The 9,621-nt window shown below is 64.4% G+C and carries 12 protein-coding genes; 7 read left to right on the top strand and 5 right to left on the bottom strand.

Annotated elements, in window-relative coordinates; translation table 11 throughout:
* The 3 genes from I6F35_RS37000 to I6F35_RS36990 form a co-directional block, all read left to right on the top strand.
* Window positions 1-1,272: hypothetical protein (locus I6F35_RS37000; protein ID WP_225122560.1), on the top strand; the 1,272-nt coding region annotated here is incomplete at its 5' end.
* A gap of 62 nt (window positions 1,273-1,334) precedes the next feature.
* Complete coding sequence (locus tag I6F35_RS36995) at window positions 1,335-1,754, top strand: DUF5413 family protein (RefSeq protein ID WP_225122559.1); 420 nt, start codon at window positions 1,335-1,337, stop codon at window positions 1,752-1,754.
* 238 nt (window positions 1,755-1,992) lie between these two features.
* Window positions 1,993-2,511, top strand: coding sequence for a DUF4112 domain-containing protein (locus tag I6F35_RS36990; protein ID WP_225122558.1), 519 nt, complete (start codon window positions 1,993-1,995; stop codon window positions 2,509-2,511).
* 65 nt (window positions 2,512-2,576) lie between these two features.
* Here I6F35_RS36990 and I6F35_RS36985 read toward each other — a convergent pair whose 3' ends face one another.
* A complete protein-coding gene (locus I6F35_RS36985; protein ID WP_225122557.1) occupies window positions 2,577-2,867 on the bottom strand; it encodes a hypothetical protein in 291 nt (96 codons plus the stop codon).
* A 403-nt stretch (window positions 2,868-3,270) separates the two neighbouring features.
* On the opposite strand from I6F35_RS36985, the gene I6F35_RS36980 reads away from it, so the two are divergent.
* Window positions 3,271-4,881 carry an acyl-CoA synthetase gene (locus I6F35_RS36980; RefSeq protein ID WP_225122556.1) on the top strand — a complete coding sequence of 537 codons (1,611 nt, stop codon included), beginning with the start codon at window positions 3,271-3,273 and terminating at the stop codon, window positions 4,879-4,881.
* Between the two features lie 58 nt (window positions 4,882-4,939).
* Here the strand turns inward: I6F35_RS36980 and I6F35_RS36975 are convergent, their stop codons facing one another.
* Genes I6F35_RS36975 through I6F35_RS36960 form a run of 4 tightly spaced genes read right to left on the bottom strand, consistent with a single transcriptional unit; the run spans window position 4,940 to window position 6,740 of the window.
* On the bottom strand, window positions 4,940-5,452 hold the full coding sequence (locus I6F35_RS36975) for an SRPBCC family protein (RefSeq protein WP_225122562.1): 513 nt from the start codon (window positions 5,450-5,452) through the stop codon (window positions 4,940-4,942).
* Window positions 5,453-5,484: 32 nt separating this feature from the next.
* The gene (locus tag I6F35_RS36970) at window positions 5,485-5,952 is read right to left on the bottom strand and encodes an SRPBCC family protein (RefSeq protein ID WP_225122555.1); all 468 of its coding nucleotides are present in this window, start codon (window positions 5,950-5,952) and stop codon (window positions 5,485-5,487) included.
* Window positions 5,953-5,971: 19 nt separating this feature from the next.
* Window positions 5,972-6,433 carry an SRPBCC family protein gene (locus tag I6F35_RS36965; RefSeq protein WP_225122554.1) on the bottom strand — a complete coding sequence of 154 codons (462 nt, stop codon included), beginning with the start codon at window positions 6,431-6,433 and terminating at the stop codon, window positions 5,972-5,974.
* A complete protein-coding gene (locus tag I6F35_RS36960) occupies window positions 6,426-6,740 on the bottom strand; it encodes a metalloregulator ArsR/SmtB family transcription factor (protein WP_225122553.1) in 315 nt (104 codons plus the stop codon). Before I6F35_RS36960 ends, I6F35_RS36965 begins: the two co-directional genes overlap by 8 nt.
* A 120-nt stretch (window positions 6,741-6,860) precedes the next feature.
* Here I6F35_RS36960 and I6F35_RS36955 point away from each other — a divergent pair, with 120 nt between their 5' ends.
* From I6F35_RS36955 to I6F35_RS36945, 3 genes are all read left to right on the top strand, one after another.
* Window positions 6,861-8,303, top strand: coding sequence for a hypothetical protein (locus tag I6F35_RS36955; protein WP_346283238.1), 1,443 nt, complete (start codon window positions 6,861-6,863; stop codon window positions 8,301-8,303).
* A 6-nt stretch (window positions 8,304-8,309) separates the two neighbouring features.
* The gene (locus I6F35_RS36950; RefSeq protein WP_225122551.1) at window positions 8,310-8,846 is read left to right on the top strand and encodes a hypothetical protein; all 537 of its coding nucleotides are present in this window, start codon (window positions 8,310-8,312) and stop codon (window positions 8,844-8,846) included.
* A 75-nt stretch (window positions 8,847-8,921) separates the two neighbouring features.
* Window positions 8,922-9,539 carry a LysE family translocator gene (locus tag I6F35_RS36945; protein WP_225122550.1) on the top strand — a complete coding sequence of 206 codons (618 nt, stop codon included), beginning with the start codon at window positions 8,922-8,924 and terminating at the stop codon, window positions 9,537-9,539.
* Window positions 9,540-9,621: the final 82 nt, after the last annotated feature.

Genomic DNA, 9,621 nt, shown 5'->3' with positions numbered 1-9,621 from the left:
GCCCCAGGCACCCCAGGCGGCACCCCGCCGCGCCAACGCACGCCACCGCCGCCGCGTCCGCCTGGTGGCGAGGACCGTCCGCCGCGCAATCTGCGTGGCGAGGCGCCGCCGGTCAGCCCGCGTCCGCCCGCGCCCCCACCGCCGTCCGATCCGCAGCGGCCGCCCGGCGTGCGCCGCGGGCCGGACAACAATGCTGGCGCCAATAATGGCGGGCCGCCGGCGCCGCAGCCGCCGGCCTTGCGCGGCTTCCGCGATCTCGCCGCCGACGCCGACGATCTCGGCCGCGCCGCCGCGCAGGCCAACCGCAACGCGCGCAAGACCTACGCCAACGTGCCGTCGCCCTCGCCGGAGTTCGACCGGCTCGAGCCGAACATGGAGAACCGCGGCGCCGATCCGGACGCGCCCTATTCCTATGACGAGTCGAGCGAGGAGGCCGAGCGCTACCCGCCGGGATCGCAGCCGCGGGCGGGGCTCGGCAATGGCGATCGCGAGGTCAAGAAGGGTGCGCGACTCGGCTCGGCATTTCCATTCAAGACCGCGATCGCGGTCGGCATCATCCTGATCCTGATCGGCGCCGGCATCCTCTGGGGCAAGCAGGCGGTCACCGTCGTGACCGGCCTGCTGAAGTCGTCACCCTCGGTGGAGGCGCCGAAGGATGCATCGGCGCCGGCGAGCAAGCCGAAGATTCCGGATCGCGTCGGCCAGCCGTCGTCCAGCGAGCCGGTCGCTCCGGTGGCGCAGCGCGTCGTGCTCTATGACGAGGACCCCAGCGATCCCAAGGGCAAGCAATATGTGGGCTCGGTGATCTGGCGCACCGAACCGATCAAGGCCGCCGGCAACTCGCCCGCCGACATCGCCGTGCGCGCCGACATCGAGATCCCCGACCGCAAGTTCAAGATGACGATGTCGTTCCGCCGCAACACCGACTCGTCGCTGCCCGCGAGCCACACCGCCGAGCTCACCTTCATCCTGCCGCAGGATTTCCCGAACGGCGGCGTCGGCAATGTGCCGGGCATCCTGATGAAATCCAACGAGCAGGCCCGCGGCACTCCGCTGGCGGGGCTGGCCGTGAAGGTCACCGACGGCTTCTTCCTGGTCGGCCTCTCCAACGTCGACGCCGATCGCTCGCGCAACCTGCAGCTTCTGAAGGAACGCTCCTGGTTCGACGTCCCGCTCGTCTACTCCAACCAGCGCCGTGCCATCATCGCGATCGAGAAGGGCGCGCCGGGCGAGCGCGCATTCAACGACGCGTTCGCGGCATGGGGGGAGTGAGGGGCGATGCGATCATGGTCCGGTTTACCTCGGATCGTGACGTCATGCAGTGAGTCGCCGCCATGAAACGCTACCTGATCTTCGCCGCGATCGGCCCGTTCATCGGTGGTTTCATCCTGCTGTTCGCGACCAGCTACCAATCTGGCTATTGGAACGAGACGAGTGCGCGCGAGGTCGGAAAGTTCTTCCTCGCCTTCGCCAAGACGCTGCAATACGCGTATCTGTTCGGCATCGTGCCGTCGCTGATGCTGGGGGCGATCGACGACATCCTGATGCATGTGCGGAAGATCAGCCCGTTCGTGCGGATGCTGATCATCGGCGCGATCGGATTCATCGCATCCGAACTGCTCTATGGCTCGCGCGGCCCGGACTCCGGCGTGGTGCAGTTCATCCTCTACGGCCTCGTCGGCTTCGTGCCGTCAATGCTGTCGTCCTGGCTGGCGCACAAATACGCCGAAGAGCCGCAGCCGGCGACGACGTAGCCGCTTTCACCGTCATACCGGGGCGCGCACCAAGAGGCGCGCCCAAGACTGCGTGTGTCAGATCTGTCTCCTCAGCCTGAGGAGGCCGCATGGCGGCCGTCTCGAAGGCCGAGGCCACTGGCGGGGCCTCATGGTTCGAGACGCGCTATCGCGCTCCTCACCATGAGGGATCGGCAGCGTGACAGAGCGGTAATGTGACGCAACTTGTACCGCGCGCCTGCGTTACCATGTGATGCGCATGCCCGACGACATCTATACGCCCAACCGCGCCCGTTCGCAGGGCCCGTTCCGCGACGCCAGGCCGCAGGGCAAAATCATCGATCAGGACGGACGCGAGATTCCGGAAGCCGCGCTGCATCCGCAGTTCGAGGCGTTCCGGTTTGATTTCGAGACCGCCAATCCCTTCGGCAATCTCACCCGTGAGCAGCGGCTGGCGCGGCTCGAGGCGATCGCAAAACTGCTCGACGTCGCCTTCATCGTGCCGGGCACCAAGATCCGCTACGGCATCGACGGGCTGATCGGCCTGATCCCCGTGGTCGGCGACATCATCACGACTGCGATCTCGCTGTGGCTGGTGCGGGAAGCGCGCGCGCTGGGTGCGCCCTGGCACATCACCGCGCGGATGCTCGCCAACGTCGCGCTCGACGGCGCGGTCGGCCTGGTGCCGCTCGCGGGCGATGCGTTCGACGTCGTGTTCCGCGCCAACGTCCGGAATGTGCGGATGCTCCGGCGCTGGCTGGACAAGCAGCCGCGGTGAGCTCGAAAAGAGAAAGCCCCCGGTCCATCCCGAGGGCTTTTCGCTTGGCAGATGGACGGATTGGTTTAAGCGGCGTCGGCGTTGGTATTGGTCTGCACCGGGCGCGGGCGGCGCGGCAGCGGGAACGCTTCGCTCTCATAGAGTGAGCGGATGCCGTTCTGGTCGAAACGGGCTTCCTCGACCTGCAGGTAGGCGCCGTTCAGGGAATCCGCCGGCAACTCTTCCATGGCGTACCGCACGGCTTCCGCCGCGGTGCCAAAGCGCCGATAGGCGAAGCCCGCCCGCTTCTTCTTGCGAATGGCGGCGGGAAACAGTTCGGCGGCGGTGTTAAAGTTGAACGGACGCATAGGACGCATGGTCGACGACCTCTTACTCTTCTTGGCGCTAGCGCGATTGGGGGTTGGGAGACGGCGGGCCACAACCGGCGGCGCGCCGCACATGTCATTTCGTACGCCTAATATAGGCTTATTTGACAAAATTGCGACCCCTGAACCGCACCGACAGACCTCATGATGAATCCGCGCATGGCAGTAAGGAAACCGAGATAAGTTGAATTAAATCAACATTTTGCAAAGATTTTCGGTGCAGAGATCACGTCGTCGTTCCCCTTGGATATCGGCGGATCCGCGCAAGCACGGCCCCGATGACAGCCTGCGACACCTTCGAATTGGAATCCGATCCGTGGCGGCTTGTGCGCGGCCGGAGGGGCCTTAAAACTGGCTTGCAAGAAAAATGGAACGTCAGGAACGCCCGAGGATCATGCTCAAGGAAGCCGCAACCTACGACGAGCTCTACCGCAACTTCCGCTGGGACGTCCCGGCGCGCTTCAACATCGCGACGGCCTGCTGCGACCGCCATGCCGACGGCTCCGGCCGGCTCGCGCTTGTTTACGTTGACGAGGACGGCACCGAGAGCCACACCAGCTTCGACGAGGTCGCGGAGATGTCGCGCCGCTTCGCCAATGTGCTGAAGGCCGACGGTCTTGAGCGCGGCGATCGCGTCGCGGTGTTCCTGTCGCAGTCGCTGGAATTGCCGATCGCGCATATCGCTGCCTTCCGCTCCGCGATGATCTCGATCCCGCTGTTCGCGCTGTTCGGCGAGGATGCGCTGGAATTCCGATTGTCGAATTCGCAAGCGAAGGCGATCGTCACCGACGCAGCCGGCTGGGAGAAGCTGGCGAAGATCCGCGACCGCCTGCCCGAATTGAAGAGCGTCTATGTGGTCGGCGACGTGGTGCCAGCAGGCACGAAGCCGTTCTGGCCCGCGCTGCGCGCGGCCTCGGCGGAGTTTACCACCGTCGACACCTCGGCCGATGATCCCGCGCTCATCATCTACACGTCGGGCACCACAGGCAATCCAAAGGGCGCGCTGCATGCGCATCGCGTCGTGCTTGGCCACCTGCCGAATGTCGAGATGTGCCACAACTTCCTGCCGCGTCCCGGCGACCTGATGTGGACGCCAGCGGATTGGGCGTGGATCGGCGGCTTGATCAACGGCCTGTTCGCGTTCTGGTACCACGGCATTCCCATGGTCGGTCATCGCGCGCGCAAGTTCGAACCGCAGGCGGCGATGCAGATGATGGCCGAGCTCGGCATCCGCAACGTGTTCCTGCCGCCGACCGCGCTGAAGCTGATGCGGCAGGCCGGCGTGAAGAATTCCGGCGTGAAACTGCGCAGCATCTTCACCGGCGGCGAGTCGCTCGGCGGCGAGCTGTTGGGCTGGGTGCGCGACACCTTCGGGATCGACGCCCACGAGGTGTTCGGCCAGACCGAATGCAACCTCGTCATCGGCAGCAATTCGAACCTGTTTCCGATCCGCCCGGGTTCGATGGGGCGGGCGACACCGGGCTTCGACGTGCGCATCGTCAACGACAAAGGCGAGGAGCTGCCGCGGGGGACGCGCGGCATCATCGGCGTGCGGCAGCCATGTCCCTGCACGATGCTCGAATATTGGCGCAACCCGGAAGCAACCGCGAAGAAATATGCCGGCGAGTTCCTGCTGACCGGCGATCTCGGCGTGCAGGATGAGGATGGCTATTTCTGGTACGTCAGCCGCGAGGACGACGTCATCACCACCGCCGGCTATCGCGTCGGCCCTTCCGAGATCGAGCACACGCTGATGAAGCATCCGGCGGTCGCGATGTCGGCCGTGGTCGGCATTCCCGATCCGATCAGGACCGAATCCATCAAGGCGTGGATCGTGCTTCGCCCGGGCTATGCCGCGAGTGATGCGCTCGCCCGCGAGATCCAGGATTTCGTCAAGGTGCAACTCGCCGCCCACGAATATCCGCGCTTCGTCGAGTTCGCGGAGTCGCTGCCGATGACCGCGACCGGCAAGGTGCTGCGCCGCGAGTTAAGGGCGAGGGGGTGACGCCGTAGCCTCGTAGCCCGGGTTACGCTGCGCTCCACCCGGACTACGCGATTGTCCCTTACGGAGTTACGATCCCTAATTCCTTCAGCGCCGCCAGCATGCGCTCCGGCGGCTGCATCTGGACGACGAGGGGATTGCCGGTCTCCAGGAGGCTCTTGAGGCTGGAGAGGATCGCGGGCCAGCCGGAGCGGCCGCCGGAGAGGATATCGTCGCTGAGCGGCCGGTCGTGCGATTGCAGCAGCGTCAGCCTGACCGCGTTGCCGGCCTGCTCGATCTCATAGGTCACGAGCGTCGGCCCGAGCTTTTCCACCAGCGCCGGCCAGTTGACGTTGAAGGTCACGGTCAGCTTTCGCGCGGGCTCGCATTCGATCACCTCGCCGGTGATATGCGGCGCGCCGTCGGGGGTGCGCACCATGAAGGCGCCGCCGACGCGGAGATCGACCTCGACCGCGTTGCCGAAAAAATACTTCCGGCTGAACTCGGCGCTGGTCAGCGCCTCCCAGACCTTCTGCGGCGTGGAGGCGATATAGATCGTGTAGACGATTGCCGGCTTGAACGTCTCGATATTCATATCCACTCGGTTCCTCCGATAGATTTTCATCCCTATTCGAACCCGTCGATCTCAAGCGCGCGCGGCGGGATCGCGAACACTTTCCCGGTCTCGAGCAGGGTCTTGAGTCCGGACAAGATCGCCGGCCATCCCTTGGAGATGCCGTCGAAGAGTTTGCTGTCTTCGACGAAGCCTTCATGCGTCACGGTCAGCTTCACGAGACTGCCGTGGGGCTCGAGGGTGAAGGCGACCTTGGTCGGCGGCTCGTTGCGCATGTCCTCATCGAGCTGGTGCTTGAAGGTGTAGGCGAGGCGCCGCGGCCGGTCCGCCTCGAGGATTTCTCCGACGTCAGTCGTGGTGCCGTTCATGACCAGCGCGAACGGCGAGCCCACCTTCCAGTCGGATCTCACTTCCGTGTTGAACCAGTAACGCCTGGTGAAGTCGCTATCGGTCAGAGCCTCCCACAATTTCTCGGGCGTGGTCTCGATATAGGTGACGTACACGAATTCCGGCGTGGACATTCTGAAACCCTCCGCGAAGCTACTTGCCGCCCTTCCAGCGTTGTCGCGTCATCGGCATTGACGCGCCGGTTTCCAGCAACGTCTTCATGCTCGACAGGATCGCAGGCCAGCCGGCGCTGACGCCGCGCAGCATCTCGTCGTCGAGTTCACTATGCACGACGGTCAATTTGGTCGAGCCGAACTGTTCCTCGATCATGAAGGTGACCCGCGATACCTTGTCAGGATCGCCTGCATTTGCCGGCCGCGCCCAGCTCAGCACGAGGCGGTGTGGGCGCTCGCTCTCGATGACGGTGCCGGCGATCGCGACTTCGGAAGGGTCGTCGTAATCTTCGTGTTGCCACGTCGCACCCTTGCTCCAGTCCGAGCGGTTGCGCTTCCTGCCCCAATAATCCTTGGTCATCTCCGGATCGAGCAGCGCATCCCAGACCTTTTCGCAAGGCGCCTGGATATAGATCACATAGACGAATTCCGGCTTACTCATCACGCTTCTCCAGTTGCCGTTTCAATTCGGTGAGCGCGGTGAGCTTGGCGCGCTCGAATTTCCTGATCCACCGTTCGCCGATCTGATGGATCGGCACCGGATTGAGATAGTGCAGCTTCTCGCGGCCATGCTTGAGCGTGGTGACGAGATTGGCCTGTTCGAGAATAACAAGGTGTTTCGTCACCGCCTGCCGCGTCATGGCGAGGCCTTCGCACAATTCGTTCAGCGTCTGTCCGTTTCTGCCGTGAAGCCTGTCCAGGAGCGACCGCCGCGACGCGTCCGCCAGCGCTTTGAAGACTTCATCCATGCGATCGACAATAGGCAACCAAATGGTTGCATGTCAAGCGTGTGTTTTTGGCGATGCGCATGGTCGTGTTATCCTGCTTACAGCCAACGCAGATTGGCCTTGAAACACGGGGTGAAACGGATGAAGGGTGGCGGCAAACTTGCGCTGTGTGTGGCGCTTTCTTTTCTCGGGTGCTCAAGCGTTGACGCGCAGCAGCAAAAGGTCGGAGCGCCGCCTGAAGCCTCCAACATGAAGCTGGTTGGAACCAACGATCTGCAGGCGCGCAGCGCCTATCAGCCGACCATCCATCATCAGGGCGACCGCTGGATCGCCTATATCGGTCATCACGGCGGCACCGACGAGATTCCCGATCCGATCAATCCGATGACCGGCAAGCCGGAACCGAACGGCACGTCGATCGTCGATGTCACCGACCCCGCGCATCCAAAATATCTGCGCCACATTCCGGGACAGGAAGGCAAATACGAATCCGGCGGCGCACAGATGGTGCGCGTCTGCGACGGCAAGGATCTGCCGAAGGGCGACCGCAACGCGGTCTATATGCTGCGCACCTTCGGCAGCGAGGCGCATGAGATCTGGAATGTCGCCGATCCCGCCAATCCCGCGCTGATCACGCGGATCGGTGGACTGAAGGACACGCATAAGAGCTGGTGGGAGTGCGACACCGGCATCGCCTTCCTGGTGTCGGGCGCGCCGGACTGGCGCACCCGCCGCATGACGCAGGTCTACGATCTCGGCGATCCCGCCCACCCCGTGAAGATCAGGGACTTCGGCCTGCCGGGCCAGGAGCCCGGATCGACCGGCGCGGTGCCGACCGAGCTGCACGGGCCGATCTCGACCGGGCCAGGTCGCAACCGCGTCTATTTCGGCTATGGCACCAACAAGGGCGGTTTCCTGCAGATCGTCGACCGCGAAAAGCTGCTCAATGGGCCGAAGGAGCCGATCGCGGAAAATCTCCGCTATCCCGAAATATCGCGCATGCCGCTCTCCGCCCTGAACGGCGCGCATACGACGTTCCCGATGCCGGGCATGCCGATCGCGGAGTTCTCGCACGACAAGGACGGCAAGACCCGCGACATCGTCATGATCGTCGACGAGGCAATCTTGAATGAATGCGGCGAGGCGCGGCAGATGGTGTGGTTCGCCGATGTCACCACCGAAACGCGGCCGATGATGATCTCCAGCTACACCGTGCCGGAGGCGAGCGGCTCGTTCTGCGAGCGCGGCGGCCGGTTCGGCTCTCATTCCTCGAGCGAGAGCATGGCGCCGGTCTACTACAGGAAAATGGCCTTCATCGCGTTTTTCAATGCCGGCGTGCGTGCGCTCGATATCCGCGATCCCTATCACCCCAAGGAGGTCGGCTACTTCATCCCGTCGATCACGTCGGCCACCGACAAGCGCTGCGTGACCGTCGAGGGCGCGGATCGCTGCAAGGTCGCGATCCAGACCAACAATGTCGAGACCGACGAGCGCGGCTATATCTATGCCGTCGATCGCGCCAATACCGGCCTGCATATCCTCGAATTGACCGGCGAGGCCCGCGCCGTCGCCGGCCTGCCGTGACGGCGCATGCGAACCTCGTCGGTCATCGGGGCTGCGGCACTTGTGTTCGGCGTTCTTTCGGGCGTCGCAGCTTACGAGAGCGCGGCGCCCCGCGATAACTGGAAGGAGATCGCATGGCCGTTCCCGCGCGACGGCTGGCCCGCAGGCCGCGCGTTCCGCTGCAGCGCGGCATCCTGCGGCGGCGATGTCGAAGTCTATATCCGGCCAAAGCTCGGCTTCTGCAATTGCACAAGCGGCGTTGCCGATGACGACGAGGTCGATCGCGTCGCGGATGTGGACCTCATCAGCGAACGTTTTGTTCCGATCGGCGCCGGCGAAGCGGTGCGTGTCGCCGATATGCCCGGACGTGTCAGGCCCTATCATCTGAAGCCGGGCGATGGCATGCATGCTGCAATCGGCATCGCCGTCTCGCACCGCTGCGATCTGCTGGTGGTGGCGGCGCAGGGCAGGGGAGATGTCATTCAGCTACGGCGTGCCGCGCTGGAATTCCTGGCCAGCGCCGCGCCGGTGCAATGGATCAAATCAGCAATGAATACGCAATAGCGCTCGCCCCGCCGGGCTTGTCCCCGGCGTCCCCATCCTTATGATGCAACCAGACCTTCCAGCCGAGTCCTCCCCATGTCCCTGCACGCCTATCTCGCCTATGTCGCCGCCTGCATTGCGCTCGCTTTGTTGCCCGGCCCGATCGTCACGCTGGTGATCGCCAACGGGCTGCGCCATGGCACTCGCGCGGCGCTGACCAATGTGCTGGGCGCGCAGGCGGGGCTGGCGATCGTGATCGGCATCGTCGCCGTCGGCCTGACCTCGCTGATGGCGACGATGGGCTACTGGTTCGACTGGGTGCGTTTTGCCGGCGCGGCTTACCTGGTCTGGCTCGGCATCAAGCTGATCCGCGCCCCGGTCGAGGGCGTAAGCGCCGATGCGCCGCCCCCGCCGCCGCGCGGGGGATTCTTCCTGCAAGGATTCCTGGTGCTGCTGTCGAACCCGAAAGTGCTGGTGTTCTTCGGCGCCTTCATTCCGCAGTTCATGGACCTGAACAAGGACCACTTTCCGCAGGTCGCGCTGCTTGGCGTGACCTTCATGGTGACGGCGGCGATGAGCGACATGATCTACGCGCTGCTCGCCGGCCGCGCGCGCAAATTCTTTTCCAAGGAGCGGACGCGCCTGATGTCGCGCGTCTCCGGCGGCTTCATGATCGGTGGCGGCATCTGGCTCGCTCTGACGCGGGCGCGCTAGGACGCCGTCGTCCCGTTCGGCGCAGGCACTCTGTTTGCGAGCGGCCCCGGTTGGGCGAGGCCGCGCAAATGGAGCGCTCGCC

Source organism: Bradyrhizobium sp. BRP22 (assembly GCF_020194175.1).
GTDB lineage: Bacteria > Pseudomonadota > Alphaproteobacteria > Rhizobiales > Xanthobacteraceae > Bradyrhizobium.
Note: the sequence above shows the minus strand (reverse complement) of the source record. Positions and strands in the feature narration are given on the sequence as shown.

Coding starts and splice junctions, on each gene's coding strand:
- I6F35_RS36995 (WP_225122559.1), top strand. CDS start 1,335: ATGAAACGCTACCTGATCTTCGCCGCGATCGGCCCGTTCATCGGTGGT.
- I6F35_RS36990 (WP_225122558.1), top strand. CDS start 1,993: ATGCCCGACGACATCTATACGCCCAACCGCGCCCGTTCGCAGGGCCCG.
- I6F35_RS36985 (WP_225122557.1), bottom strand. CDS start 2,867: ATGCGTCCTATGCGTCCGTTCAACTTTAACACCGCCGCCGAACTGTTT.
- I6F35_RS36980 (WP_225122556.1), top strand. CDS start 3,271: ATGCTCAAGGAAGCCGCAACCTACGACGAGCTCTACCGCAACTTCCGC.
- I6F35_RS36975 (WP_225122562.1), bottom strand. CDS start 5,452: ATGAATATCGAGACGTTCAAGCCGGCAATCGTCTACACGATCTATATC.
- I6F35_RS36970 (WP_225122555.1), bottom strand. CDS start 5,952: ATGTCCACGCCGGAATTCGTGTACGTCACCTATATCGAGACCACGCCC.
- I6F35_RS36965 (WP_225122554.1), bottom strand. CDS start 6,433: ATGAGTAAGCCGGAATTCGTCTATGTGATCTATATCCAGGCGCCTTGC.
- I6F35_RS36960 (WP_225122553.1), bottom strand. CDS start 6,740: ATGGATGAAGTCTTCAAAGCGCTGGCGGACGCGTCGCGGCGGTCGCTC.
- I6F35_RS36955 (WP_346283238.1), top strand. CDS start 6,861: ATGAAGGGTGGCGGCAAACTTGCGCTGTGTGTGGCGCTTTCTTTTCTC.
- I6F35_RS36950 (WP_225122551.1), top strand. CDS start 8,310: ATGCGAACCTCGTCGGTCATCGGGGCTGCGGCACTTGTGTTCGGCGTT.
- I6F35_RS36945 (WP_225122550.1), top strand. CDS start 8,922: ATGTCCCTGCACGCCTATCTCGCCTATGTCGCCGCCTGCATTGCGCTC.